The sequence below is a fragment of the Pseudomonas sp. E102 genome (genome assembly GCF_052660185.1).
Window position 1 is genome coordinate 1,295,161 of sequence record NZ_CP084025.1, and the last position, 26,814, is coordinate 1,321,974.

24 protein-coding genes are annotated in these 26,814 nt (G+C 61.2%); 9 read left to right on the forward strand and 15 right to left on the reverse strand.

The genetic code is table 11. The features are described from left to right. The first annotated feature begins 97 nt into the window (after positions 1 to 97). The 3 genes from DOCECA_RS06025 to DOCECA_RS06035 all read left to right on the forward strand — a co-directional run bounded on the left by DOCECA_RS06025 (position 98) and on the right by DOCECA_RS06035 (position 3,557). Complete coding sequence (locus DOCECA_RS06025; protein WP_003183171.1) at positions 98 to 370, forward strand: HU family DNA-binding protein; 273 nt, start codon at positions 98 to 100, stop codon at positions 368 to 370. Positions 371 to 594: 224 nt separating this feature from the next. Beyond that, entirely contained in the window at positions 595 to 2,466 is a 1,872-nt protein-coding gene (locus DOCECA_RS06030; protein WP_445571595.1) for a SurA N-terminal domain-containing protein, read from the forward strand. Between the two features lie 221 nt (positions 2,467 to 2,687). Continuing rightward, complete coding sequence (locus DOCECA_RS06035; protein WP_445571596.1) at positions 2,688 to 3,557, forward strand: DUF2242 domain-containing protein; 870 nt, start codon at positions 2,688 to 2,690, stop codon at positions 3,555 to 3,557. Between the two features lie 330 nt (positions 3,558 to 3,887). Here DOCECA_RS06035 and DOCECA_RS06040 read toward each other — a convergent pair whose 3' ends face one another. After that, entirely contained in the window at positions 3,888 to 4,925 is a 1,038-nt protein-coding gene (locus tag DOCECA_RS06040; RefSeq protein ID WP_445571597.1) for an AraC family transcriptional regulator, read from the reverse strand. 2 nt (positions 4,926 to 4,927) lie between these two features. Then, a complete protein-coding gene (locus DOCECA_RS06045; RefSeq protein ID WP_434650564.1) occupies positions 4,928 to 6,058 on the reverse strand; it encodes a carbon-nitrogen hydrolase family protein in 1,131 nt (376 codons plus the stop codon). Positions 6,059 to 6,327: 269 nt separating this feature from the next. On the opposite strand from DOCECA_RS06045, the gene DOCECA_RS06050 reads away from it, so the two are divergent. Beyond that, positions 6,328 to 8,367, forward strand: coding sequence for an oxidoreductase (locus DOCECA_RS06050; RefSeq protein WP_420764625.1), 2,040 nt, complete (start codon positions 6,328 to 6,330; stop codon positions 8,365 to 8,367). A 173-nt stretch (positions 8,368 to 8,540) separates the two neighbouring features. After that, a complete protein-coding gene (locus tag DOCECA_RS06055; protein WP_445571598.1) occupies positions 8,541 to 9,449 on the forward strand; it encodes a 1-aminocyclopropane-1-carboxylate deaminase/D-cysteine desulfhydrase in 909 nt (302 codons plus the stop codon). Between the two features lie 43 nt (positions 9,450 to 9,492). On the opposite strand, the gene DOCECA_RS06060 is transcribed toward DOCECA_RS06055, so the two are convergent. Further along, complete coding sequence (locus tag DOCECA_RS06060; protein ID WP_434650568.1) at positions 9,493 to 9,990, reverse strand: hypothetical protein; 498 nt, start codon at positions 9,988 to 9,990, stop codon at positions 9,493 to 9,495. 451 nt (positions 9,991 to 10,441) lie between these two features. Further along, on the reverse strand, positions 10,442 to 11,830 hold the full coding sequence (locus DOCECA_RS06065; RefSeq protein WP_445571599.1) for a type VI secretion system Vgr family protein: 1,389 nt from the start codon (positions 11,828 to 11,830) through the stop codon (positions 10,442 to 10,444). Between the two features lie 216 nt (positions 11,831 to 12,046). On the opposite strand from DOCECA_RS06065, the gene DOCECA_RS06070 reads away from it, so the two are divergent. Next, positions 12,047 to 12,751: a YebC/PmpR family DNA-binding transcriptional regulator gene (locus DOCECA_RS06070; RefSeq protein ID WP_420764620.1), complete on the forward strand. Its 705-nt coding sequence runs from the start codon at positions 12,047 to 12,049 to the stop codon at positions 12,749 to 12,751. A gap of 7 nt (positions 12,752 to 12,758) precedes the next feature. On the opposite strand, the gene DOCECA_RS06075 is transcribed toward DOCECA_RS06070, so the two are convergent. The 8 genes from DOCECA_RS06075 to DOCECA_RS06110 all read right to left on the reverse strand — a co-directional run bounded on the left by DOCECA_RS06075 (position 12,759) and on the right by DOCECA_RS06110 (position 20,886). Further along, the gene (locus DOCECA_RS06075) at positions 12,759 to 14,099 is read right to left on the reverse strand and encodes a leucine-rich repeat-containing protein kinase family protein (protein ID WP_445571600.1); all 1,341 of its coding nucleotides are present in this window, start codon (positions 14,097 to 14,099) and stop codon (positions 12,759 to 12,761) included. 88 nt (positions 14,100 to 14,187) lie between these two features. Further along, a complete protein-coding gene (locus tag DOCECA_RS06080) occupies positions 14,188 to 15,249 on the reverse strand; it encodes an ABC transporter substrate-binding protein (protein ID WP_434610664.1) in 1,062 nt (353 codons plus the stop codon). Between the two features lie 18 nt (positions 15,250 to 15,267). Further along, positions 15,268 to 16,383, reverse strand: coding sequence for an NAD(P)/FAD-dependent oxidoreductase (locus DOCECA_RS06085; RefSeq protein WP_434650576.1), 1,116 nt, complete (start codon positions 16,381 to 16,383; stop codon positions 15,268 to 15,270). After that, entirely contained in the window at positions 16,380 to 17,735 is a 1,356-nt protein-coding gene (locus DOCECA_RS06090; protein WP_434650578.1) for an FAD-dependent oxidoreductase, read from the reverse strand. Before DOCECA_RS06090 ends, DOCECA_RS06085 begins: the two co-directional genes overlap by 4 nt. A gap of 160 nt (positions 17,736 to 17,895) precedes the next feature. Beyond that, positions 17,896 to 18,186: a (2Fe-2S)-binding protein gene (locus DOCECA_RS06095; RefSeq protein WP_434700952.1), complete on the reverse strand. Its 291-nt coding sequence runs from the start codon at positions 18,184 to 18,186 to the stop codon at positions 17,896 to 17,898. A gap of 7 nt (positions 18,187 to 18,193) precedes the next feature. Further along, positions 18,194 to 18,988: an ABC transporter permease gene (locus tag DOCECA_RS06100; RefSeq protein WP_030140057.1), complete on the reverse strand. Its 795-nt coding sequence runs from the start codon at positions 18,986 to 18,988 to the stop codon at positions 18,194 to 18,196. A 6-nt stretch (positions 18,989 to 18,994) separates the two neighbouring features. Beyond that, positions 18,995 to 19,864, reverse strand: a complete 870-nt coding sequence (locus DOCECA_RS06105; RefSeq protein ID WP_434650580.1) for an ABC transporter permease — start codon at positions 19,862 to 19,864, stop codon at positions 18,995 to 18,997. Next, positions 19,861 to 20,886, reverse strand: coding sequence for an ABC transporter ATP-binding protein (locus tag DOCECA_RS06110; RefSeq protein ID WP_434610675.1), 1,026 nt, complete (start codon positions 20,884 to 20,886; stop codon positions 19,861 to 19,863). Before DOCECA_RS06110 ends, DOCECA_RS06105 begins: the two co-directional genes overlap by 4 nt. 244 nt (positions 20,887 to 21,130) lie before the next feature. Here DOCECA_RS06110 and DOCECA_RS06115 point away from each other — a divergent pair, with 244 nt between their 5' ends. Further along, the gene (locus tag DOCECA_RS06115) at positions 21,131 to 21,967 is read left to right on the forward strand and encodes an IclR family transcriptional regulator (RefSeq protein WP_434610677.1); all 837 of its coding nucleotides are present in this window, start codon (positions 21,131 to 21,133) and stop codon (positions 21,965 to 21,967) included. Between the two features lie 134 nt (positions 21,968 to 22,101). Here DOCECA_RS06115 and DOCECA_RS06120 read toward each other — a convergent pair whose 3' ends face one another. Then, a complete protein-coding gene (locus tag DOCECA_RS06120; protein ID WP_420764611.1) occupies positions 22,102 to 22,854 on the reverse strand; it encodes an anti-sigma factor family protein in 753 nt (250 codons plus the stop codon). Next, a complete protein-coding gene (locus DOCECA_RS06125; protein WP_420764610.1) occupies positions 22,851 to 23,357 on the reverse strand; it encodes a sigma-70 family RNA polymerase sigma factor in 507 nt (168 codons plus the stop codon). The genes DOCECA_RS06120 and DOCECA_RS06125 overlap by 4 nt, the downstream gene beginning before the upstream one ends. 166 nt (positions 23,358 to 23,523) lie before the next feature. Here DOCECA_RS06125 and DOCECA_RS06130 point away from each other — a divergent pair, with 166 nt between their 5' ends. Both DOCECA_RS06130 and DOCECA_RS06135 read left to right on the forward strand, forming a co-directional pair. Beyond that, positions 23,524 to 24,603 (forward strand): catalase family peroxidase, encoded by a 1,080-nt coding sequence (locus DOCECA_RS06130; protein ID WP_434650584.1) that lies wholly within the window; start codon positions 23,524 to 23,526, stop codon positions 24,601 to 24,603. Then, on the forward strand, positions 24,600 to 25,136 hold the full coding sequence (locus DOCECA_RS06135) for a cytochrome b (protein WP_434650586.1): 537 nt from the start codon (positions 24,600 to 24,602) through the stop codon (positions 25,134 to 25,136). The genes DOCECA_RS06130 and DOCECA_RS06135 overlap by 4 nt, the downstream gene beginning before the upstream one ends. A gap of 61 nt (positions 25,137 to 25,197) precedes the next feature. Here DOCECA_RS06135 and DOCECA_RS06140 read toward each other — a convergent pair whose 3' ends face one another. Continuing rightward, positions 25,198 to 26,349: a M14 family metallopeptidase gene (locus tag DOCECA_RS06140; protein ID WP_445571601.1), complete on the reverse strand. Its 1,152-nt coding sequence runs from the start codon at positions 26,347 to 26,349 to the stop codon at positions 25,198 to 25,200. Positions 26,350 to 26,814: the final 465 nt, after the last annotated feature.

Sequence of the window (26,814 nt, forward strand, 5' to 3'; positions counted from 1 at the left end):
AAAGCGGCTCTTAAGTGTCTGCAGGCCATTCAGCACTCGTTTTTGCTTTCACCAAAAAAACTTAGAATCATCTCAAATAGATATAAGGGGACTTAGAGTGAACAAGTCGGAACTGATTGATGCTATCGCTGCATCCGCTGATATCCCGAAAGCTGCTGCTGGCCGTGCGCTGGACGCTGTAATCGAATCCGTCACTGGCGCTCTCAAGGCCGGCGACTCCGTTGTTCTGGTTGGTTTCGGTACCTTCTCCGTGACTGATCGTCCAGCTCGCACCGGTCGCAACCCGCAGACCGGCAAGACCCTGGAGATCCCGGCTGCCAAAAAGCCTGGCTTCAAGGCTGGTAAAGCGCTGAAAGAAGCCGTCAACTAAGGTTTCACTGAGTTTATCCGGGTCGGGGTCATGCCTGGCTTGGCAGCGGAGCGGTAATGCGTCCGGTAACATCCGGGCTGTCACGCCGAGGCTCGCGGGTTCGAGCCCGGTCCGCTCCGCCAGTTACGAGAAGGCGCATCCTCGGATGCGCCTTTCTTCTATCCGGATTCTACCCACGCTCCACGGTTGCCTAAATTTGAAGTTCAACCGTTTCTGGGGGACGCATGCTGCAGAATATCAGGGACAATTCACAAGGCTGGATTGCCAAGACCATCATCGGGATCATCGTCGCATTGATGGCGTTGACCGGTTTCGAAGCCATTTTTCAGGCCACCTCGAACACTAATGAAGCGGCCAAGGTCAACGGCGAGGAGATCAGCCAGAACGAGCTGAGCCAAGCGGTCGACATGCAACGCCGTCAGCTGATGCAACAGTTGGGCAAGGATTTCGATGCTTCCTTGCTGGACGAAAAGATGTTGCGCGACTCGGCTCTCAAGGGCCTGATCGATCGCAAGTTGTTGCTACAAGGCGCCCATGATGCGGATTTCGCTTTTTCCGAAGCCGCGCTGGATCAAGTGATCCTGCAAACGCCTGAGTTCCAGGTCGATGGCAAGTTCAGCCCTGAGCGTTTCGACCAGGTCATACGCCAGTTGGGTTACGGTCGCCTGCAGTTCCGCCAGATGCTGGCGCAGGAAATGCTGATCGGCCAGCTGCGCGCAGGCCTGGCTGGCAGCGGATTTGTCACCGATGCCCAGGTGCTGGCGTTTGCCCGTCTGGAAAAGCAGACCCGTGACTTCGCTACCCTTACCATCAAGGCAGATCCATCGACCGTGAAGCTGACCGATGACGAGGTCAAGGCCTACTATGATCAGCACGCCAAGGAATTCATGACACCCGACCAGGTGGTCATTGACTACGTTGAGCTGAAGAAAGCCTCTTTCTTCGACCAGGTCAGCGTCAAGGATGAGGACCTGCAAGCGGCGTATCAGAAAGAAATCGCCAACTTGTCCGAACAGCGTCGCGCGGCGCACATCCTTATTGAAATCAACGATAAGGTCACCGAAGCCCAGGCCAAGGCGAAGATCGAGGAAGTCCAGGCGCGCCTGGCCAAAGGCGAGTCGTTTGAAGCCTTGGCGAAGGAATATTCCCAGGATCCAGGCTCGGCGAACAATGGCGGCGATCTGGGCTTTGCGGGGCCAGGGGTCTACGATCCGGAGTTCGAAAAGGTGCTGTACGCCCTGAACAAGGACCAGGTTTCGGCACCGGTGCGAACCGACTTTGGCCTGCATCTGATCAAGCTGCTGGGTGTTGAAGCCCCTGAGGTGCCGACCTTTGCGAGCCTGAAGGACAAGCTGACTCGCGAACTGAAGGCTCAGCAGGTCGAGCAGCGTTTCGTCGAGGCGACCAAGCAATTGGAAGACGCTTCGTTCGAAGCCTCGGACTTGGCGCAGCCTGCCCAGGACCTCAAGCTGACCGTGCACACCTCGGCACCGTTTGGTCGCGAAGGCGGTGAAGGAATTGCGGCCAACCGCGCCGTGATCACTGCTGCGTTCAGCCCGGAAGTGCTGGAAGAGGGTGCCAACAGCACGGCCATCGAGCTGGACCCGGAAACGGTCGTGGTGCTGCGTGCCAAGGAACACCGCAAGCCTGCGCAAATGCCGCTGGAAAGCGTGGCCGGTCCGATACGCGCTCAATTGTCCAAGGAACATGCCAGCGCAGGTGCCAAGACCCAGGCCGATGAGCTGATCGCCAGCCTGCGCGATGGCAAGGTTGCCCTGGACAAGCCGGTCAATGGCCAGGCGTGGAAAGCTGTAGAAGCGGCGACTCGCAGCCAGGAAGGCATCGATCCTGCCGTGCTGCAGGCGCTGTTCCGCATGTCCAAGCCGCAGACCAAGGACAAGCCGACGTTCGCCAGCGTGACCCTGCCTGACGGCAGCGTGACGGTCTTGCGCCTGAACGGCGTCAACGAAGGTGCGGCACCGACCGAGGAAGAAAAGGCCGAGTACCGTCGCTACCTGGCGTCCCGTGTCGGCCAGCAGGATTTTGCGGCTTACCGCAAACAGTTGGAAAGCGAGGCGGACATCAAGCGCTTCTGAGTGCATTGATGCGTTAGCCATGGACCCCGGCCGAAAAGCCGGGGTCTTTTTGTATCTGTGTATTGCTGTTGACGGGGATGTTCGTCGATTCGTCGAACTTGGTCTTTTTCCTGTCCGCAAGCCCCCGTAGATTTGTACCCCCTTTGAGACACGATTACCCAAGCTGCCTGGTCGCGTTCTGTTGCACAATACGCGCCGGATTGTTTTACCCAGGATGCTCAATGTTCAAATCATTTCACATGCGCACCGTTGGGCTGGCATTGCTGCTGGCTGTCGCGGCCGGCTGCTCCTCCAAGAAGGCCGCCATCTACGAGCACGAGAACTTTGATGATTCGGGTACGTTCTCGCGTACCTATCCGGTGACTGATGTGGCGACCTGCGAAGCAGGGCGCCGGGCGTTGCTCAGCCAGGGCTACATCATCACCAGCAGCGATCCGAAGCTGATCAGCGGCCACAAGAGTTTCCAGCAGACTGGCGATACCCACATGGAGATCAGCTTCAACCTGGTCTGCGCCGAGGATGGCGGTCCCGGCCATCGCGCCACCATGTTCGCCAACGCCTTGCAGGACCGCTACGCCCTGAAGAAAATCAACAACTCCGCCAGCCTGGGCGTGGGCGTGTTGGGATCGGTCTCGATGCCGATCGGTTCTTCGGATGATTCGATGGTCAAGGTCGCCAGTGAAACCGTATCGGCGGCCAAGTTCTATGAGCGCTTCTTCGCGCTGGTGGAGGTGTTCCTGCCACTGGAAGCCAAGAAAGCCGTGGAGAATGCTGATAAGCCAAAAGCGGAGCTTGGCGTTCCGGAACCCAAGGCCGAACCGGCAGCCTTGGCTCCCGCGTCGGCTCCCGCATCCGCCCCTGGGGCCTTGCAAGCGCCTGCAGCGGAACCAGCGCCGGCCCCGGCACCCATCATGCCGGTCGAGTCGGCCCCCGCCGCATCGGAGCCGGTCGCGCCGCCAGTCGAGCCCGCGCCGATCGCACCCAGCGAGCCGGAGTCCTACGCGCCTTCTTCGTCGGACACCATCACACCGCCGCCGGCCAGCTCCTTGCCTGCACCGACCGAGCCAATCCAACCCCTGCCGGCCTCCTGAGCAGCTGTAGCAAGGGCTGTCATTCCTTGCTACATGTCTTGGCTTTAAATCCCCAATGCTGTGCTACGTTTAATTCATGAGGCTGTGGCTTCATGTTTTATTCACAAAGCAGCTTTATGCTGATTCCAAGCCATCAGGCTTCGGTTCAACGATTGGGAAGGACGCGCAATGGATGATTATCAGGAAGAGCTGCTGGAATATCAGGCCTATGAGCTGGACCCGCTGGAACCAGCCGAGGATGCGACTGAGCTTTAGGGGCATGTCTGCTGGCAGCTAGAGGCCAGTTAGAGGCGACGAGACACGACGGAGCCTGGGCGCTGGGTATCGGGTTCATGTCCCCTTGCGGCTGCGACGAAAGTCTCCGGGCGTTTGGTTGTTCCAGCGCTTGAAGGCACGTTGAAAGGCTTCCGCCGAGGCGAACCCCAGCAAGTAGGCGATCTCGCCGAACGCCAACTCCGTGTCGCGAATGTACGTCATGGCCAGGTCTCGACGGGTCTCGTTGAGGATCGCCCTGAACTGCGTGCCTTCCTCCGCCAGTTTGCGGCGCAACGTCCAGGTCGGCAGTTTCAGGCGCATCGCCACTTCTTCAAGATCCGGCTCCCGCCCACCACTGAGCAGCGGACCCAGCAGTTGGATGATACGTTCACGCAAGGTTCGCGTGCGTGTCAGTTGCTCCAGTTCCCGTTCGCATAATTGGACCAGGTGCCGCCAGGTACTGGGACAGTGTTGAGGATTGCGCTGTGCGAGGCTATCCAGGCCCAATCGCAGCTGGTTCTGCTCGGCGCCGAACTGCACCGGGCAGTCGCCAAGTATCTGATAGGCCTGCCCATACTCCGGCTCCTCGAATTCGATGTCGATGCGTTCGGCTTGCAGCCCGATTTCGCTCACACTGGACAACTGCTTGAGCCAGCCGGCAATGATCGAATCCACGACGAAGCGGTTATAGGCGTTATAGGGGCTGATGGAATAGAACCGCAGCCAGGCGCCTCGGGCGTCCTCGAGGAAGCTTGATTGTCCGCGATAATTGGAACCGTACAGCGGCTCGAAGCGGATCATGCAGCGGGCAGCTTCCCGTACGGTGGGCGCCTGGGCGGCAGTCACGCCGGCGAGCCCGGCCTGGCTCAAGCGGCTGAGCTGACCCATGCGCAAGCCCAGTGCCGGATCCTCTGTCAATTGGATCGCGGCGTGGCCCAGGCGCATGTAGCGCGGAATCGACAGCCGCGCCCTGGGTTCGGCCAGGCGTGCAGGATCAAGGCCGTATTGTTCGAGCAACGGCAGCGGATCCCTCCCGTGGCTGGCAATCGCGTCGGCAAGGCTATGGACGAAACCCACGGACAAGTCGCCCAGGCGCATCGGCTGTGGCTTCATGCTCACAACCAGAGGTTCAACAGGCGAGCGCCACGGGCTTCGCCATCGGGGAACTGCTGGCCGCCATGGCTGATGAAACTCTGGCCGGCACTGCCGTTGTCCCAGAACTGGCCGCGCAGAAACACGCTGACGCCCCCCCGGGCCTGGCTGACCGGCAACTGGCTGGTCAATGTCAGGCGACGCCATGCCTGGCCTTCGGTTATCTCGCCGGGCTTGAGGCTCACTTCGCTTGGCGTGGACAGGCCTTTGTAGCCTGCCCAGGGTTTATTCCACGAATCGCGGCCAACCACAAAGGCGGGTACGGCAATCAATTGCACGTCCTGCTCGTCGAGTTGCCGATAATGGAGCGGATACCAACTGTCACTGCCGATCAGTACGCCGAGGCGACCGGCCGGCGTGTCGATGACCGGGGTAGCCTGGCTTTCTTCTGCCCCGAGCACGTCTTGTTGGTCGAATATCGGATGACGTTGACGCAGGGGTTGGCCGATCGGACGACCATCGGGGCCGAAAACCAGGCTGGTGTTGTACAGCGCGCCGCCACTGATCTTCAGCTCGCCTTCGCTGACATTGGGTTCGGGCAGCACGATGGAGCCGGCCACCAGGGTCACGCCGAATTCCTTGGCCAGGCCCCCAAACAACGTCTGGTAATCCCGGGCCATGGTGTCCGCTTTCATCCGCAGGTAGGCATCGTCCAGGCGGCTGCTGCCCTTGGCGCTTGCCAGGGCGCGAATAAAAGCCAGCGGATTGCTGGCGGCGAGCCAATGCATGGCTTGCTTCAATGTACTGGCTTGATACACCTCGTCCTTTTCGCCGCTGACCATCAGCCAAGTGCCGATGTGCTCGGGCAGGACCACGATGGTTTTGTCGTTGAGAAACCCTTGGTCGCGCGCCGCTTGCAGATAGGCGGCCAGCTTGCGACGCAGGCGCTGGGGGCTCTGGTAGTCGGTGGGGAAAAGCTCGGGCTGGATGCCGAGCAAGTTGCCGCGATCAGAGGGCGTGCCCTGGTCGACCGCCAGGTTGATGCGCAGGTCTGAAAGGTAATGGCCGACTGGACGGTCCGCTGTCCACAGTGCGTAAGTGATAACGGCGGCCATCAAGGCCAGTGAGAACAGCAGGTACAGAAATTTGCGCATGGGGACAGTCAATGGTCGCTTACAGGTTCGTGATTTTCACCAGGACACCTGGCAGGGTACGGTAAAACAAAGGATTAGCGAAAGGGCGCACAGCGGTGTGAGGAGGATGTGGGAAGTCTAGGCGAACCGATTGTCCTGTGCATTTGGATCATCAACTTGTCAGTTTCGGTCATTGAGCGTCCCCATCCCGACTCTTAGGCTGTTATCCATGACTGACGGAGGCCATAGAGCTTCCGCATTTTCCGTGATCGCCCGTAGTGGAGTAACCGATGACCGCCCCTCATTACCCGCATTTGCTGGCCCCGCTGGACCTTGGCTTTACCACGCTGCGCAACCGTACCCTGATGGGGTCGATGCACACCGGTCTTGAAGAAAAGCCCGGTGGCTTCGAGCGCATGGCGGCCTATTTTGCCGAGCGCGCCCGTGGCGGCGTGGGCCTGATGGTCACCGGGGGAATCGGTCCTAACGATGAGGGTGGCGTTTACTCCGGTGCGGCCAAGCTGACCACCGAGGAGGAAGCCCTCAAGCACCAGATCGTCACCCGGGCGGTGCATGAAGCCGGTGGCAAGATCTGCATGCAGATCCTCCATGCCGGACGCTATGCCTATAGCCCCAAGCAGGTGGCACCGAGCGCGATCCAAGCGCCAATCAACCCATTCAAGCCCAAGGAACTGGACGAAGAGGGCATCGAGAAACAGATCAGCGATTTTGTGACTTGTTCGTTGCTGGCCCAGAAGGCCGAGTACGACGGTGTCGAGATCATGGGCTCGGAAGGCTATTTCATTAACCAGTTCCTGGCGGCCCACACCAACCACCGTACCGACCGTTGGGGGGGCAGTTACGAAAACCGCATGCGCCTCCCGGTGGACATCGTGCGTCGGGTGCGCGAGGCGGTCGGCCCGAATTTCATCATCATCTTCCGTCTGTCGATGCTCGACCTGGTGGAAGGGGGCAGCACCTGGGAAGAGATCGTCCAACTGGCCAAGGCCATCGAGCAGGCCGGTGCAACGATCATCAACACGGGTATCGGTTGGCATGAAGCGCGTATTCCCACCATCGCCACCAAGGTTCCAAGGGCAGCGTTCAGTAAAGTCACCGCCAAGCTGCGCGGTTCGGTGAGCATTCCGTTGATCACCACCAACCGCATCAATACGCCTGAGGTCGCTGAGCAGATCCTGGCCGAGGGCGACGCCGACATGGTGTCCATGGCTCGGCCTTTCCTCGCTGACCCGGAGTTCGTCAACAAGGCAGCCGCTGGCCGGGCGGATGAAATCAATACCTGTATCGGCTGCAACCAGGCCTGCCTGGACCATACGTTCGGTGGCAAGCTCACCAGTTGCCTGGTGAATCCGCGAGCGTGCCATGAGACCGAGCTCAACTACCTGCCAGTGACCCAGGTGAAAAAAATCGCCGTGGTGGGCGCCGGTCCTGCCGGGTTGTCCGCCGCCACCGTGGCGGCCGAGCGCGGCCATCAGGTGACGCTGTTCGATTCGGCCAGTGAAATCGGCGGGCAGTTCAACATCGCCAAGCGTGTGCCCGGCAAGGAAGAGTTTTTCGAAACATTGCGTTATTTCAAGCGCAAGTTGCAGACGAGCCACGTCGAGCTGTGCCTCGATACCCGGGTGGACGTCGCGCAGTTGGTGGCCGGCGGTTTCGATGAAATTATCCTGGCGACCGGCATCGCACCGCGAGTGCCAGCCATCCCGGGCGTGGATCATCCCAAGGTGCTGAGTTACCTGGACGTGATCCTCGAGCGTAAGCCGGTAGGGCGTAGCGTCGCGGTGATCGGTGCAGGTGGGATCGGCTTTGACGTGTCGGAATTCCTCGTACACCAGGGGGTTGCCACCAGCCAGGACCGCGAAGCGTTCTGGAAGGAGTGGGGGATCGATACCCACCTCGAGGCGCGCGGCGGCGTGGCCGGGGTCAAGGCGCAACCTCATGCGCCGGCGCGGCAGGTGTTCCTGTTGCAGCGTAAGAAGTCCAAGGTCGGCGACGGTCTGGGCAAGACCACCGGCTGGATTCATCGCACAGGTCTGAAAAACAAGCAGGTGCAGATGCTCAACAGCGTCGAGTACCTGAAGATTGACGATCAGGGCCTGCACATTCGCATCGGCGAAACGGGCGAGCCGCAAGTGTTGGCGGTGGACAACGTGGTTATCTGCGCCGGCCAGGATCCGCTGCGCGAGTTGCAGGAGGGCTTGGAAGCGGCCGGCCAGACCGTCCACCTTATCGGCGGCGCCGACGTGGCGGCGGAGTTGGATGCCAAGCGCGCGATCAACCAAGGCTCGCGACTGGCGGCGCAGTTGTAAGGCGCAAGTCCTCTGTGGGAGCGAGCCTGCTCGCGATGGCGGTCAGTCAGTTTCAGAAATGTTTGGCTGACCCACCGTTATCGCGAGCAAGCTCGCCCCACCGTTTTTCTGATGTCAGGACGTTTGCAACCAGCTGTTAATATGCCGGCCTGTTTTCCACCCGACTCGCCGCCATGCTACTTCCCGCTCTCGACTGGCACCCTCAACCTCGCCTCGAACCCCTTCATCTGGACTGGCTCGCCCGGTCCGGCGTCGAGGTGGCAGTGCTGCGCCTGGACCGGATCGATCCGCTGATCAGCGGGAACAAATGGTTCAAGTTGCTTCACCACCTGCGCGCAGCTCATCGGGCCGGTGCTGCAGGTGTGATGAGCCTGGGCGGCGCTCATTCCAACCATCTGCACGCACTGGCCGCAGCGGGCCGGCGCTTTGGGTTCGCGACGGTCGGACTGCTGCGCGGTCATCCCCTGGATACGCCCACGGTGCTCGACTTGAAAGCGTTCGGCATGACGCTGCACTGGTTGGGTTACGAGGGATACCGCAGGCGTCATGACGAGGGTTTCTGGACACCCTGGCGGTCGCAATACCCTGAACTCTGGGCGGTGCCGGAAGGGGGGGCAGGCCTGCCCGGCGCGCAAGGTTGCATGAGCTGGGTCGCCTGTGCCCGTGATCAACTGGCGGCGTTGGGCTGGGCGGACTATCACGGCTGGTGGCTGGCCTGCGGCACCGGAACGTCGCTGGCGGGCCTGGTGCTGGCTGAAGCCGGCCAGCGCAAGGTGCATGGCGTCCTGGCGGTGCCCCAAGGCCATGGCGTCAGCCAGAACGTGGAAAACATCGTGAGGGCGGCAGGGCTTGCCGACCCGCTCTACGAGCTGCTCGACGGCAGCCGTGGTGGTTTCGGCCAGGTTGATGCTGATCTCTCCACGTTCATAGAAACCACCCAGGCCATCGAGCTGGAACCGCTCTACACCGGCAAGGCGTTGATGTTGCTAAAGGCTCAGGTCGAGGCCGGCGCCTTTGAGCCGGGTACTCGGTTGATCTTCGTTCATACGGGTGGCTTGCAGGGGCGTCGGGGGTTTCAGTGAGCCATCAATAAGATCATGTACAGCAATCAATCCTCGCTCTTTCCTACGATCTCCAACATTGTTGTTCAGCTCTGGTTGAAGTTTGCAGGTCTGCTGTTGTGCGGTCGAGATTCTGAAATACTTGCCCGTCATATTTATATGATCTTTTTCGTTTGTACGGTCTTTTCAAGTTCTCTATCGTTGCCTCAATGTTTTTGGATTTATAAATAAGCGAGCCTGGATCGGCCGGGCCGTATTTATAAAACGAGGGGTAGAACATGGATACGTTCAATGGCAACAACGCACAACACGCTGTCATTAACCGGCAGATGGCGAAACCGCCGCGCCCGAGGCCGACGGCGAAGCCTGGCCTTGTTTCAAAACCGGCGGCCAAGCCTGGCCCGGCGCTCAAACCCGCACCCAAGCCAATACCAAAGCCCACCCCAATGCCGGCACCCAAACCAGCGCCCAAGCCAACACCTAAACCAACGCCAAAACCCAATCCGGCACCAGCGACGACACCCGGTCCGTCCACTAAACCCGCCCCGGCGTGGGCATCCATTCCGTGGCCCACCTTGAACGTGGGTATCGATCCCCTGGCGTTCGTAAACCTGGCAAAATCACCCGGGAGTACCCCGAATAACGATGGGACAGTCTCGCTGGCCGATGGCAGTGTGGTGGATGTCGAAGGTGAATCGGTCACGCGTCCCGATGGAACTATTCAATATGGCGACGGCACGTTGGTATACCTTGATGGGCGTGTAGTATTTGCCGATGGATAGATTCAATTTCCGGATGGGAGTGTGCTATTTCCCGATGGCGAATGGTTTGACATGGACGGGAACAAAAAGAACTGAAGATTTGTATTGTTCAGTTGTTAATGTATGAAACGTTCGATTGGAAATGCCGTGAACTATTGCCGCAATCTCCATGGGGTTGCGGCATTTTTTATCGGAAAGAAAACTTTGAATGAAAAGTGCGCATCGACGAGCCGCAATTGGGTTAGGAAAGGATCATGGTGAGATGTCCGGCGGGTTCAAGAGCCAGTTGAACAGCAGCCCGACATCTTTGTCGCCTGGCTCAGGCGGGGGGGCAGACGGAGGGCCATCGCTGTCCACGGCCGGGCCCACCAATCCTGCACACAATACTGGACGGTCTGGGTCGCCCTCGATGAAGCTGACCAGCACTTCGCTGCCGGCAATCAATGGGGGACGGTCATCGGGCATCGGCCAAGACAGGGGCAACGCGATCGGTTCTTCCTCCGGGCTCCAGAGGCTGACCTCGACTTTACCCTGCTCGTTAGGCCTGGCTTGCTGGCCGGGCGGGCCGAACACGTAGGCGACGTGGTAACCGGCGATACATGGCTTGGGATGCTTGAGCGCCGGGCGGAACACCGTGGACCAAGGGATGGCGCAAAACCGGTTGCGATAATGCCGCGGTTGCGGCGTGGCCGGCGGGTTCGCTTCTAGAATGGAAAATTGCCTTCCTCGGTGCTGGACCTCGGTGATCAGCCATTGATCATTGAAGGACGACACCGGGTGATTGCAGATCTGCGCGATGTGACCGCTGCGCAGGGCTGGTTCTGTGGCGTGGCCATGGATTTCCCGATGCCGATAGCGCAACCGTTCAAGGCTGCGGCGACCCGCCTGGTAGCGGTAAGCCTGTGCCGGATCTTCACGCATTTTTTCTGGGGCCGCGCTTCCAGGCGGGAGTGTCGCCCCTCGGTCGTTGTGGCCCACGGGTGGTCTGGCGATGATCGAATGATGGCGCTGGTATAGCCGCCTGATAGTCGGGTGTCTGTCCGCATCCTGGCGCATGACCAGTTCGACCGGCTGTGCCGGGAAGCTCTTTGGGTCTTCCGCGAATACGGCGACGTGGCCCTGGGGCGCGTGTTCGAAGTGATAGTGAATGCCTTCCTCTTCGCATAACCGCTGCAACAGATCCAGGTCGCTTTCTTCATATTGAATGCAGAACGGGCGAGTCGGATACTGCCCGTGCGGCAGCTCGAAACGATAGCTGTCGGAAGGCACGGCGTTACCTTCCAGCAGGCACTGCAGGATCTGGACAACGTTGAGCCGATGAAAAACCCGCCGTCGTGGCCCTTGTTCCAATTGCTGCAGATGAGGGACCAGCGTCAAGCGATAGCCCACGCGGCGCATGGTGTCGGCGGTCAGGCTGACATAATGCACAACCCCATGTACGCCCGACTCGCCATCAAGGCGTAGGAAAGCTGCCTGCCCCAGCAGACTGTCGGGGCTGACCGGCGGCGCCAGGCCGATCAGGTCAAGGTCGAAGCGGTAAGGCTGGTTCAGGGCCTCACGGCCATTGAGCCGCAGCACTTGCAGGCGCAGGTCGCTTTGAAGGATCGTCAGGCTGAAAGGGTGTTCCGAATCGTTGCGCATTGCGGCCCATGCTGGCTGAAGGATAAGAGTGCAAGGGTACGAAACCCCGGCGCGCAGCGCTGTGCCCGAATCGCTATTTCGGAAACCCCCTACAACACGTTGTGAAAATGTCGATTGGAGGCAGCGATTTTTTGGTCGATCAGCCGGTTTAGGCCGTATAAACTTGCGCCACAGCGCCGGCCAGGTGTCTCGGCGCGTCAGACAAGAGAGTGAGTAATGGGCGCACAGTGGAAGGTTAAACACAAAGAAGCGGCTGCCAACGCCAAGGGCAAGATCTTCGGCAAATTGGTGAAGGAAATCACCATTGCCGCGCGCAACGGTGCTGATGTCGCCACCAACGCGCACCTGCGGCTGGTGGTCGAGCAGGCAAAAAAAGCTTCGATGCCCCGCGAGACCCTGGAGCGCGCGATCAAGAAGGGCTCCGGCCAGCTCGGCGAAACCGTGCAATACCATCGTGTCACCTACGAAGGGTTCGCACCCCATCAGGTGCCGCTGATCGTTGAGTGCGTGACCGACAACATCAACCGTACCGTCGCGGAGATTCGCGTTGCGTTCCGCAAGGGCCAACTGGGCGCCTCGGGTTCAGTGGCCTGGGATTTCAACCACGTGGGCATGATCGAAGCCGCCCCGGACAGCCCCGACGCTGATCCGGAAATGGCCGCCATCGAGGCCGGGGCCCAGGATTTCGAACCGGGCGAGGACGGTGCGACGCTGTTCATCACCGAGCCTGGCGACCTGGACGCCGTGCAAAAGGCGTTGCCGGAGCAAGGCTTCACGGTGTTGTCCGCCAAATTGGGCTATCAGCCGAAAAACCCGGTCAGCGGCCTGACCGATGAGCAGATGGCGGAAGTCGAGGCGTTCCTCGAAGGCCTCGACAACCACGACGACGTGCAGGATATGTTTGTCGGTCTGGCGGGCTAAGCCAAAGTCACTGTGGTGAGGGAGCGAGCTCCTTCACCACTCGCAGCAATTCTTCAATCTCGTCAAACCCCGGCCGCGCCAGTACATCCGGCTGGCAGCACCGCGCCTCGAGGTCTTTCAGTCGTGAAAGATCCTCGTTACCGAGCGCCGGTTCGATCCGCGCCAGCAATTCCCCCAACAGAATCCCGAAGGCCCGCACCTCGATGCGCTGCAACGCCCGTGTTTGCCTGTCTTTTTCGACCGTGGCGTGGAAAGACGCCGCGCCAAAATCCCCCAGCAGGCAATCGCCTTGGTCATTGAAGAGGATGTTGTGGCCGTACAGGTCTCCATGGGTAAGGCCTTGTCGGTGCAAGTGGCACGCCACGCCGGCAATACCCCGGGCGATGCGCAAGGCCACATCGGCGCTCAGGCGCAGTTCATCGGCATACACGTCGCGGGTACAGGATTCCAGGCTCGGCAGCCCGGCCAGGTTGCGGTAATCGGGCCCGATCAGGGCCATCACCAGCCCGGCCTGTTGCTCTGGGTGGCCGCTGACCTGACCCAGTACCTCGATCAGGTTCGGATGCTTGCCGGCGGTGATGCACGCGTGCATTTCATGCAATGGCGAGCCATCGCTGGTCATCTGGCCTTTGTAGAGCTTGACCGCGACGTCGCGCCTGGCCTTGCCGGGCGGTTGCCAAAGTGCATGGTGGATCACGCCCGAAGCCCCTTCGCCCAATGAACGCTGCAAGCTCAACTGCGACCAAGCGATCGGCGTGGCGGCATGCAGCGCCTGGGTATCGCCTTGCGCTTGCAATGGATTGCCGGCGTAGGCCAGCCAACTGAGGCTCGGCATTTCCAGCAGCCAGGAGGGCAGTTCGGTCAGTTGATTGGCGCAAACACGCAGCAATTCGAGGCGATGACACCGGGCCAGGCTCGGCGGCAATTGCCGCAGGCGATTACCGGCCAGCATCAATTTCTGCAGGTGGGGACGCCGGCCCAGCTCATCCGGCAGCTGGCTGACGCAATTGTCGGTCAAGATCAACCAGCGCAGCAGCGGCGGCAAGGCTGCGCCCGTGACGCGCTCGATGCGGTTGGCCTTGAAGCCGACCATGGTCAATGCGCTGCAACGGCCCAGGCATTCAGGCAGTTCGGTGAAGCGGTTGTCCGAACAGAACAGTATCCGCAAGCGAGTAAGCCGATGGAGATCCGCTGGCAGCGTTTCGAGTTGATTGCCGCTCAGGTCGAGGATTTCGAGCGAGTCCGCCAGGTCGTAAATTTCCTGAGGAAACTCCGTCAGGCCGCACGACAGCTTCAGTCGGGCAATGCCCGATAGCTGGCCGGTTTGGAGTTGGGTGAGGGTCTGCATTGGGGAAGTCGCTGCTATCAAGGGGCCGAGCGCAATGGTGAAACCCGCGCAGGCCCGCATGATAAACAAAAAGGTTGCGCCAGTGCTTCTAGCGCTCGATGCTGCGGTTCCACCGCGCATTCCACGCCGGACGTTGTTCATTGACCTGATCCCAATCCACCGCGATCGCGGTTTCCAGGTACTGCTTCATCGCGTCCACTTGGCCTCGCGTCTTGTCGGTGGTCGGCGTGTTGGGGTTGGACGGGATCTGGTCGCCTTCTTCAAGGGCGATGGCCTGGGCTTCGGGCGTCAGCAGGAAGGCAGCGAGTTTTTGCGCGAGTTCGGGTTCGCTGTTCTGGGCGACGGCACATTCGGCGACGTTCAGCACCACCGCGCCTTCCTTCGGTTGTGCATATTCGACCGGCATGCCCTTGAGTTTCAACGCGGTGACCTGGGTCGGCGTCAACGGGAACAGCGCCGCTTCGTCCGTCTGCAACATCTCGGAGATTTTCGCCGAGCTGGGGATGTACTCCAGCACGTTGCGCCCGACGGTGTTCGGCCACGCCTTGAAGCCTGGCTCGACGTCAGTTTCGCTGCCGCCCTGGATCCGGTTGAACATCAGAAAACCGTGCAGGCCGAAGGTTGAGGAGGCCATCGATTGAAACACCACCTTGTCCTTGAATCGAGGGTCCGCCAGATCCATCCAGGACGTCGGCGTGTTCCAGCCTTTTTCCTTGAATAGCCGCGTGTTGTAGGCCAGTCCGGTGACGCCGAGGCTGACGGCGACGGCCTGGTCCTTGATGCGGCCCTTGGCCGGAATCTGTGCCAGGGGGGCGCTGTCCTGCAGCTTGTCGCACAGCCCCATGGCGATGGCGCGGTACATGATGCCATCGTCCAGGAACATCACGTGCATCTGCGGGTTGCCCTTGCTGGCCTGGACCTTGGCCAGGATGTCGGCCGAAGTGCCCGGCACGATCACCACCTTGACATTGTTGGCCTTCTCGAAGGCCGGCAAGACCTTGTCGGCATAAAGCCGCTCCATGGTGCCGCCGTTCATGCCCAGGTAAAGCGTCGGCTCGGCCAACGCCTGGGTGACGGGGAGCAGGGCGCCCAGGCAAGCGGAACCCAGCGAGCAGAAGCCGAACAGTGCACTGCGTTTGACGTTATTCATTAGCGCGACCTTCCTCTATCAAGCAACGGAGATGGAGTGGAACCGGGTGATGGAAAACGCATCCAGCGGCGTGGACGAAGCCCCGCTGCAGATGATCTCGGTGAGCGCCTGGCCCACCGCCGGGCCGATCTGGAAGCCCGCGCCGGCGAAGCCGAACGCATGCAAGAGACCGGGTTGGGTGCTGCTGGGGCCGATCACCGGTTGGCGATCGGGCAGGTAGCCTTCGGTGCCGCTCCAGGTGCGGATCGCCTGGGCGCCCTCCAGAAAAGGGTAGAGTTCGACGGCCTGGCGCAGGATCTCGATGACCGCGTGCTGGCCGGGCCTGGCGCGGGCGTCGTCCAGTGCGAAGCCCTGGCCCCCTCCCAGCACGCAATTGCCCCGGGCGACCTGGCGCGCATAGATGCCGCCGCCTTCGACGCCCGTGCTGGCGTCCATCACCACGGGCAGCGGCTCGGTCACCAGCATCGCTGGGTGCCCGGCGTGCATCGGCACTGCTTCGCCGAACTGCGCGGCGAAGCGGCTCGCCCAGGCGCCAGCGCAATTCAGTAGCCACGGCGCGCGACATTCGAGGCCGGTTTCGGTGTGCACGGCAAAGCGTTGGCCGTCGTGAGTGACGTGGCTGACCGGGCATTGCTCGTGAACCTGTGCGCCATGCCTGCGGGCCGCCTGGGCAAATGCCGGCGAGACCAACCGCGGGTTGGCGTGACCATCGTCCGGGCACAGCGAGGCGCCGACCGCGACGGTGCCGACCCAGGGAAACCGTCTGCGTAATTCGTCGCGATCCAGCAGTTGCAAATCGAGGCCAAAGCCCTGACTGCTGGCGGCGTAGTTCTGCAATGAACGCAGGTCATCGAGGCTGCGTGCCAACTTCAGATGGCCGCTGCGCTGATACTCGCCGTCGATGCCAATCAACTGCGGCAATTGACCCCAGATTTCATGGGCACGTTGCGACAGCGGCAACTGAGACAAGGGCCGGCCCTGGCGCCGCACGCCGCCGTAGTTCACGCCGCTGGAATGCGAGCCGCAGAAGTCTCGTTCCAACAGCGCCACGCGGCGTCCGGCCTTGCTCAAAAACAGTGCGGCCGAGGCGCCGACGATGCCGCCACCAATGATTACTGCATCGACCTCGATCATGGCTCGACCTCCAGGCCAAACGGCACGGGCTTGACTGGTGCCTGTGCCCGCAGGCGCCCGATGTCCCGGATGTCGCGGCCACTTGCGCAAGCGATGATTTCCGCGGCGGCGGCACCGCACATCCGCCCCTGGCAACGGCCCATGCCGACCCGGCAGTGGGCCTTGACCCGGTTGATTTCCCAGTGACCTTCGCCCACGACCTGGCGGATTTCACCGACGCTGACTTCTTCGCAGCGGCAAATCATCAAGTCGTCTTGAGCGAGGCTCGCCCACTCATCAGGGAAGGCAAAGGCCTGCTCCAGGCCTTGGCGGAAATTACCGATGCGTTCGAGAGACTGTTCCAACTGGGCGCAACGTTGCGGGTCGACTCGGTAGCCGAGGTCTTCGAGCAGTGCCAGGGCGGCGCGCTCGCCGGCCATTTCGGCGGCGTCGGCGCCCATGATCCCAGCGCCGTCACCGGCCAGGTAGACCCCGGCCGAACTGCTGCGACCGGCGCTGTCGCGTTGCGGTAGCCAGGCGCGATTGAGCGGGTTCCAGGCAAACTCGCAGCCCAGCAGATCGGCCAGTTGGGTTTCACTGCGCAAGCCGTGGGCGAAGGCGACCGCATCACAATCGAGCGTGTGCTCGCCCTTTTTGTTTCGCCACTTCAACGACTGTACCCGGCGTTTCCCGTCGATGTGCGCAAGGGTGGCGCCTTGATGCACCGGGATACCATGTGTCGTCAGCCAGGCGCGGTAATAGAGGCCCTTGGCGAGCGTGGCCGGTTGTGCGAGCAGGCCGGGCAGAGCGCGGGTCTGCGCGCTCAAGGGCGAACTGTCGAGTACCGCGGCGACGTTCGCGCCGGCCTTGGCGTATTGGTACGCCACCAGATACAGCAATGGCCCGCTGCCCGCGAATACCACCCGTTCACCAATGGCGCAGCCTTGGAATTTAAGGGCGATCTGCGCCGCGCCCAGGCTGTAGACGCCCGGCAGGGTCCAGCCGGGGACCGGCAGAATCCTGTCGGTGGCCCCCGTTGCGACGATCACGTTGGCGTAATCCAGGCGATCGGCGCGGCCCTCATGCAAGGTATCCAACTGACCGGCTTCAGCGTTCCAGACCAGCGTGTCGGGGCGGTAGTCGAGCTGCTCGCGCAACGCATCGAGGGTCTGGTGGATGGCGTTGGCCTTTGTTGCCTCAAAGCCATAAAGCTTGCCCGCAGACCGACTGAAATTGACGGGTTGGCGTCGGTAGATCTGCCCGCCACCGCGGGCGGCTTCGTCCAGCAGGATCGGGTAGATGCCATGGGCGACCAAGGTTTGCGCGGCGCGGATACCGGCGGGGCCGGCGCCGATGATGACGATGGGTTTCATGGCAACCCCACCGGCAGCGGATTTTCGCTGCTGTCGAGGCCGCCTTCGCGAGCAAGCTCGCTCCCACATGGGATCTGTCGTGGATGCCGATTGTGCGTACGCCGCAGGTCACCTGTGGGAGCGAGCTTGCTCGCGATGGGGCCATACCTGTCAAAGCCGTTCATACCTGCCGCCCCGGTTCGCGATTGATCTGCTGGCCGGCTTCGAGCATCGTCGAGCACGCGCGCACGCGGCGGCCATCGCCCAGTCTCACCCAGCAATCCTGGCAGGCGCCCATCAGGCAGAAGCCGGCACGGGGCTCGGCGCTGAAATCGCTGCCGCGCAGGTGTTCGCCGCAGGTCAGTACCGCGGTGAGCACGGTATCGCCGAGCAAGCCGCTGGCGGGTTCGCCGTCGAGCAGGAAATCCAGGGCCGGGCGGTCGTTTTCGGCCAGTCGTTTCAGCAGAGCCATGGTGCCCTCATTGTTTGCCTACCAGGACTCGATCCAGGCCATACACCCGGTCGAGCAGAATCATGGTCAGCGCCGTCAGCGCGATCACCAGCGCCGACACCGCCGCCATCATCGGATCGATGGATTCGGTGGCGTAGACGTACATGCGCACCGGCAAGGTTTGCGTCGCCGGCGAGGTGACGAAAATCGACAGCGTGACTTCATCGAAACTGTTGATGAACGCCAGCAACCAGCCTCCGGCGACGCCGGGCAAAATCATCGGCAAGGTGATCTGGCGGAACAGGGTGAAACGACCGGCGCCCAATGACTGCGCGGCTTGCTCGGCGCTGCGATCCAGGCCGATGGCCGAGGCCAATACCAGGCGCAGCACATATGGCGTGATCACCAGCACATGGGCGAAGATCAGCCAGCTGAAATTGCCGTTCACGCCCATCAGTGCAAACAGCCGCAGCAACGCGACGCCCAGCACCAAGTGCGGAATGATGATCGGCGACAGGAACAGGCCGTTGAAAAAATCCCTGCCAGGAAACTCCAACCGGGTGATCGCCAAGGCCGCCGGCACCGCGATCAGTGTCGCCAGCGAGGCCGCGCTGAACGCCAGGATGAGGCTGTTGTAGAACGCATCGACAAAATCCGCGCGCTCGAACACGGCACGAAACCAGCGCAGGGAAAATTCCGTGGTGGGCAAGCTCAGGGTGTTTTCCGGCGTGAAGGCGACCAGGCAGACCACCACCAGCGGCGCCAGCATGAACACCACTACCAAGGCATGAAACAACAGGGCGAAAGGACCGTTCCTGGACATGAAGAATTACCCCAGTGACTTCTTGTAGCGGCCTTCGATCATGCGGTTCCACGACAGCATGATCAGAAGATTGAGCAGCAACAGCGCGACGGCAATGGCCGCGCCCATCGGCCAGTTCAGTTCCGACAGGTATTGGTCGTAGATCAGCGTGGCGACCATTTTCAGGCGGCGCCCGCCGAGCAGGCCGGGGATGGCGAACGAACTGGCGGCGAGGCCGAACACGATCAGCGTGCCGGACAACACGCCCGGCATGATCTGCGGCAGCACCACCTTGCGGATCACCGTCAATTGGCTCGCGCCCAGGGATAGGGCGGCCTGTTCGGCGGCGGGATCAAGTTTTTGCAGCGAGGTCCACACCGGAATGATCATGAACGGCAGCATCACGTGCACCAGGGCGATGACCACCGCGAACGGTGTGTAGAGCAGCTTCATGGGTGAGCCGCCGAGGGCTTGCAGCGTCTGGTTGATCAGGCCATCGGCGCCGAGCAGCAGGCTCCAGCCGAACGCTCGCACCACCACCGAAATCAGTAGCGGCGTAAGGATCAGGATCAGAAAGATCGAACGCCACGGCGCGCCCATGCGGCTGAGGATGTACGCCTCGGGTACGCCGATCACCACGCACAGCAACGTGGTCAGGGCGCTGATCCAGAACGTGCGCAGGAAGATTTCGTAGAAGTACGGGTCGCCCAGAAGGCTGGTGTAGTGCTCGAAGGTGTAGGCGTCGCTGTCGATACCCGAGCCGTAGTCGAAAACATTGAACGACAGCACGAGCGTCAGACCAAGGGGAATCACCAGCAGGCCCAGGTACAAGGCCAGGGCCGGGGCTGACATCCAATAGCCTTGGCGGCCGCGCTTCATGGCATCGATCAGCTTCATGCCAACACCTCATCCACGCTCAACACACGCAGCAGCGCCGGATCCCAGTCCAGACCCACCGCGGTGCCTTCGGCCAGGGGCGCCGAGCCGTCGTTGCGCCGTACCACGCTGAGTTCGCCCAGAGGGGTGCAGACGCCATACAGCCATTGGCTACCGAGGAAAAAACGCTGGGTGACGGTGCCTTGCAGTCGTCCCGAGCCGGGGGCGCACAGGTCGATCTTTTCGGGACGCAGGCTCAGGGTCAGCTCACCTTTACCGGTGCTGCTGGCTTGCACGACGCCGGCGCTATCACGTTCGCCGGGCAGCAGATTGGCCTTGCCGACGAAGCCGGAAATGAACTCGGTGCGCGGGTGCTCGTAAAGGGTGTAGGGCGCGTCGATCTGGGTGATGCGGCCGGCCTGCATGACCACCACTCGATCGCTTATCGAAAGCGCCTCGGATTGGTCATGCGTGACCATCAATGTGGTGATGCCGACTTCGCGCTGGATGCGGCGGATTTCGAACTGCATTTCCTCACGCAGGTTGGCGTCGAGGTTGGACAAGGGTTCGTCGAGCAGCAGCACCGGCGGTTCGATCACCAGCGCCCGGGCCAATGCCACGCGCTGACGCTGGCCGCCCGAGAGTTCTCGCGGGTAACGCTCGGCATGCCGGTCCAGGCGCACCAGCTTGAGCACTCGATCGACCCGGGACTGCAATTCTGCGCTGGGCACCTTGCGCATGCGCAAGCCGAAGGCGACGTTGTCTTTGACGGTCATGTGGGGAAACAGCGCGTAACTCTGGAACACCACGCCCAGGCCGCGGCTGGCGGGCTTGGCATGAGTGATGTCGCGCCCGTCCAGCAGGATGCGGCCGCTGCTGGCCTCAACGAAGCCGGCGATCATTTGCAGGGTGGTGGTCTTGCCGCAACCGGACGGCCCTAGCAGAGAGACGAATTCGCCTTTCTCCACACAGAGGTTGGTGGCGACCACGGCGTCCAGGTCGCCATACCGTTTGCTCAAGTCTTGAAGTTGCACGAAAGCCATGACTGCGCTCCACCTGAGATTGTTATGCGTCGCCGCGAGGCGCGGTTTTTTGTATGGGCAGATACGAAAGGATGTCGCGGGGTGCGTTGGCGCTCGACTTACGTCGGCTGCCGCTGTTGTTCGAATCGCCCCTGTATGGACGCAGAGTAGGACGAAGAATAGGATGGGCTCAATGGACTATTTCACTGAAGCGATGACTATTTTCCGTTTCTTTCGGTGAATAAATAACTGAGTAAAAAATCCGATGTCTGATTCCATTGAGCGGAATACCAAAAAGATTGAAGTAGGGGTTGGCTCGGTTTCTCGGTTGTTTGCCGTTTTGCGCAGCCTGGGCGAGACCGCAGAGGGCGGCGAGCGAGTCACGCAACTGGCCCAGCGCATTGGCCTGTCCCAGCCCACAACGCACCGCTTGCTGCGCAACCTGATGGATGAAGGCATGGTCGAGCAGGATGCGCGCAGCAAACGCTACCGCTTGAGCCTGGACTTTTTTGCCCTGGCGGCCCGCGCAGGTAACACCGGCAACCTGCGGGAACTGGCCAGGCCCGCGATGTTGCGGTTGTCGGCGTCGTTGGGGGATTCGCTATTTCTGCTGGCACGCTGTGGCTTCGATGCGATCTGCCTGGACCGCAGCGAAGGGCCGTTTCCGATCCGCACATTCACCGGCGACATCGGTGGCCGCGTGGCCTTGGGCGTGGGACAGGGCAGCCTGGCGATCCTGGCGTTCCTCCCGGAGGAAGAGCGCGACACGGTGATCCATTACAACCTGCCACGGCTCAAGGATTTTCATTTGTACGATGAGGTTTTCCTGCGCACGGAAGTGGAGAACGTCCGCACGCTGGGTTATGCCGGGCGCAACACCGGGGTCTTGCAGGGCATGGCCGGCGTGGCGGTGCCGATTCTCGATCGTGAGGGACGGGCCGTGGCGGCCTTGAGCGTGGCAACCATCAGCGACCGGCTCGGGCCGGATAGGCTGCCAACGGTGGTGGAAATGCTCAAGCGCGAAGCCGCGATGATCGGCCCGCGAATCAACCCGTTCGATCCGCTGCTGCGCAGGCCTTCGCAGGTGTTCAGGCAGGGGTGAATACCGATTTTTGGCCTGTCACAAGACCTCTGTGGGAGCGAGCCTGCTCGCGAAGGCGGTATCTCAGTCGACATCATTTCTAACTGTGCGACCGATTTCGCGAGCAGGCTCGCTCCCACAGGGGAAGGTGGTGGTCAGAAATTCAAGGTCTGCTTGAGCTTCTGCGCCGTCGGCGTATCGCTCGGGATGACCATCGCATAGTTGTACCCAGGCCCGGACCAATACTCGGCCTGCAGTTCCCCATCGCGCCGGCTGCCACGGGGCAGCAGGAAATTTTTCGGACCTGGTGGGCGGATATAGAAGCTGATCTTCAGGCCGCTCGAATCCTGGTAAACCACCATCGCCGCCGCGCCTTGGTCAGTGCTGAGCAATCGCCCGCTGACCGGCGTGAAGCCCGCCGCCGAGAGATCCGGTAAGCGGTCGGCTTGGCTGAAGTAACGGTCGAGCCAGCCTTGCATGCTGTGCTCGTCGCCAGTCTGGTAATCGGCCGGGAGCACGCCCTGCTGGGCAATCAACCGGTACGCCTGCAATGCGTCAGCCATGGGCGCTGCTGCGCTGAGCAGGGTTATCTGTCGGGCCTGCCAGCCGCCCACCCCACCGATACCGACGGCCAGCGTCAAGACCGCTGCGCTGGCGAGAAGGCGGCGCGTACGGTGTTTCATGCGTTGACGGATGACAGTCGGGTCGAGGCTGGGATTGGGTGGGAGTTGCAAGGTTGCGCTCAGGGTTGCGCGCAGATGCTGCGCGTCCTGTTGCCAGGCCCGTACGCGTTTGGCAACGGCGGGGTGGCTGGCCAGGTAGGTTTCAACCTGTCGTCGGTCGGCTTCGCTCAGTTGATGATCGACGTAGGCGTGCAGGTCTTTGTCGCTGGGGGGCAGGGTGATCATTTGAGTATTCGCAGGGCAGGGCGGGCGATTTCGCCGTCGCTGAGTTGGCGCAAGGCCTGGCGGGCCCGTGACAGGCGCGACATCACGGTGCCGGTCGGCACGCCCAGGATGTCGGCGACTTGCTGGTAGCTCAAGCCTTCTACTGACACCCACAACAATAACGCGCGCTGTTCGGTGGGCAACTGGTCAAAAGCCTGGAGCGACGATTGGGCGATGACGCTGCGCTCGGCGGACGGGTGTGCATCGTCGCGCCCGGTGAAGAATTCCAGCATGCGTGCGTACCGTCGGGAACGACGATGGGCATCGAGGAACTGCCGGTAAAGGATGGAGAACAGCCAGGCCCGCAAATCACCGTCCGGGCGCTTGTCGTTCCATTTCGACAGGGCCCTTTCCAGGCACGCCTGGACCAGGTCGTCGGCGTTGCTGGGGTTGCGTGTCAGCGACACGGCAAAACGTCTCAGCCGTGGAATGAGCAGGCGCAACTGGTCGTCGAGTTCGTTCATGAGGATGCGTGGCTTCGTGGGCAATCACTGCGTTGGAAGGAAAGACGATCCAGGCACAAGATTATTCCAGTGAACGAAAAATAAATATGAAGCGTGGGAATAAACACGTTGGGCTTTCGTCTGACGGGTCCTTTCCACTAACGGCCTTGTGCCTTGGAGTCTCCAAATGGTTGACCCTTCTTCTGAACGTCGGGCGCCGTTGAGCGCCGCCAGCCTGACATTGCGCCTGACGGCCATTGCCGTGGTCGTTGCTGCGCTGGCCGGGGCGTTTGCCTACGTCAATGGCACACTCGACCCACAACGCCTGACGCCCAAGGCCTTGGTCAATGTGCTGGAAACGAACAACGGGGTCCATGCGGGTTTCCGGCGCAATCACTCCAAGGGTGTCTGCGTTGCCGGTTATTTTGAAAGCAGTGGCGAAGCCCGCGCCTACTCCAGCGCCCAGGTATTCAATGAGCCACGCACGCCCGTGGTCGGTCGTTTTGCGCTGCCCAGCGGCAACCCCTACGCACCGGATGGCAGTGTGCCGATCCGAAGCCTGGCGCTGCGTTTTACCCAGGCCGACGGCCAGCAATGGCGCACCGGTATGAACAGTATGCCGGTGTTCCCGGTGGGTACACCGCAGGCTTTCTTTGAACTGCAACAGGCCCAGTCGCCGGACCCGGCCACGGGCAAACCAAACCCTGGCGCCGTGCCGGCGTTTTTTGCAGCGCATCCCGAGGCAGTGCCGTTCTTGCAATGGATCAAGACGGCCAAGCCATCGGCCAGCTATGCCACTGAAACCTACAACGGCATCAATGCGTTCTACCTGGTGGGCCCTGCCGGACAACGCCAGGCCGTGCGTTGGGGGGTGGTGCCGATAAGCAAGGACGCGGTGGATGCGAGCCCACCCCAAGGCGCCGACTTCCTGGAACAGGACCTGACCAAACGCCTGGCTGGCGGACCACTGCGCTGGCAGTTGAACATCACCTTGGCCAACCCGGGCGATCCGGTCAACGACGCCAGCAAGGCCTGGCCCGCCGATCGCAAGGTGCTCAACGCCGGCACCCTGGTGCTGGAGCGCGCCCAGGCGCAGGACAACGGAGATTGCCGCGATATCAACTATGACCCGCTGATCCTGCCCAGTGGGATCGAAGGTTCTGATGATCCGCTGTTGGCCGCTCGTTCGGCGGCTTATGCCAGTTCGTACCTGCGCCGTACCAGCGAAGTCAGCCAGTTGCCCGCCACCCAGGAGTCTCGTCCATGAACGCCCCCCGACATTTCGCGCCGCTGGCTCGGCTGCTGCACTGGATGATGGCCTTGATGGTCATCGCCATGTTGTTTATCGGCGCGGGCATGGTCGCCTCCGTGTCCGAGCGCCATGAGTGGCTGCTTCAACTGCACAAACCCCTGGGCATCGCTATTTTATTGTTGGTGATTGTCCGCCTGGTGGTGCGCTTCACCACGCAGATACCGCCGTTGCCGGCCGACCTGCCGAGCTGGCAGGCCTTGTCGGCCAAGGCTTCGCATGTCTTGTTGTATGCCTTGATGCTGGCGTTGCCACTGTTGGGCTGGGGGATGATATCGGCGGCGGGGGACCCGGTGATGCTCAGCGAGTCGCTTCGGTTGCCTTCCATCCTACCCGCGGATGCCCAGACCTTCGCATGGCTGCGCAAGGCTCATGGTTACCTGGCCTATTTGTTATTCCTGACGGTGCTGGTGCATCTGGCGGCGGCGTTGTTTCACGGGTGGGTGCGCCGGGACGAGGTGTTGCACAGCATGTTGCGCGGCCGGGACTGACCGGGAGGCTCGTGGCGAGGGGCTTGCTCCCTCGCCACAGGGGAACGGCGCTAAAGGGACCTCAGCGCAGCTCGTCGACCATGGACTCGAGGGTGCTTAGCACGTCCTTGCCCAGTTGCATGGAGCGTTTGCCGGACCAGCCGGTGTGCGGGTTCGGATGGTCGTCGTGGTCCTTGAAAGGCATCTCCAGGGTCAGCGACAGGCAGTCGTATTTCTGGCCGACCGCGTTGCAAGCCAGCGTCATGTTGGCCTGGCCGGGTTCGTCGCGGGTGTAACCGTGGGCGGTTTGGAAATCCTTGGTCTGGCGTTTGAGATGGCTGCGGAAACGTTCTTCGAGCCCGGCGATGCGCGGTGTGTAGCCGGGGTTACCTTCGCAGCCAGCGGTGAAGACGTGAGGGATTTCTTCGTCGCCATGGGCGTCCAGAAACAGATCAACGCCATACTTTTCCATTTGCTGTTGTACGAAAAATACCTCGGGGCTGATTTCCGGGCTGGCGTTCTGCCAAGCCCGATTCAAGTCCTGGCCCATCGCGTTGGTGCGCAGATGGCCATGAAACGCGCCATCGGGGTTCATGTTGGGCACCAGGTACAGGTCGGCCTTGGCAAGCAGCGGGTTCAGTTGGGCATCGTCATGGTGCTGGAGGCGTTCGATGATGCCTTCCATGAACCACTCGGCCATGTGCTCACCGGGATGTTGCTGCGCAATGATCCAGATTTTGCGCCGTCCTTCGGCACCGCTGCCCTTGCGCAGCAATTGAATATCGCGACCCTCGACGCTCTTGCCGGTCGCCAGCAGTTCGGTGCCAGCCTTGTGCTGCGCTTGTTCGATCAGCCAATCGTGGCGGCCGCGGCTGTAAGGTTCGAAATAGGCGAACCAGGCGTGAGGTTGCTCGGCCTCCAGGTGGAAGCGCAGCGCATCGCCTTCAAATTGCGTAGGAATACGGAACCAGTTGACGTGGTCATTGGAAGCAACGGCTTGATAACCGGTCCACGCTTTGTTGTAGGAGGATTGGCTGGCATTGAGCAGGCGGAAGGAATATTCCTGGCCGACGTGCAACCCGCTGGCCTTGAAGTGAAACCACTGGAAATGGCCGCTACGGGTATCAGGTCTGATTTTCAGCAATGATTGCAACGGGTTGCCGATGTCCACCACTTCGATGTTGCCGCTGTCGAAATTGGCGTTGATATCAAAGGACGATTTAGCCACGGTCACGATTCCTGCCCAGGATTTTCATGGCCGTTACTTTACACGCAAAGAAGGAGAAAGCCGGGACGAATTGTTGTTGGGGAAGGGGGCGTCCTCCCTGGACGCATTTGCAGATTAGAGAGTCCCTGATCGATTCTCAAGTGCTGCCTGTCGATCATTCGAACCGGTGCAACGCAGGGGCTTTTGTAAACGAATGTGCATTTGCTATCATCCCCAGCACCGAATTAGCGACACCCAAAGACTTCATTAGCCTGAAGCCATAAGCCGAAAATCGGCAAAAAAAAGACCCGGCAAAAAGCCGGGTCAAAAACCGTGATTAGCCTGATGAGGAGATAATCCAGAAGTCCGACCTAAGGTCTTCTGGCCTATCGACTGATCTCGCGACCAGCTGATGCAATAATAATCATTATCATTTGCAAGTCAAATGTTTTTATTGCGCCCATTGGAAATTATTTCCCATGTGGTTCTGCA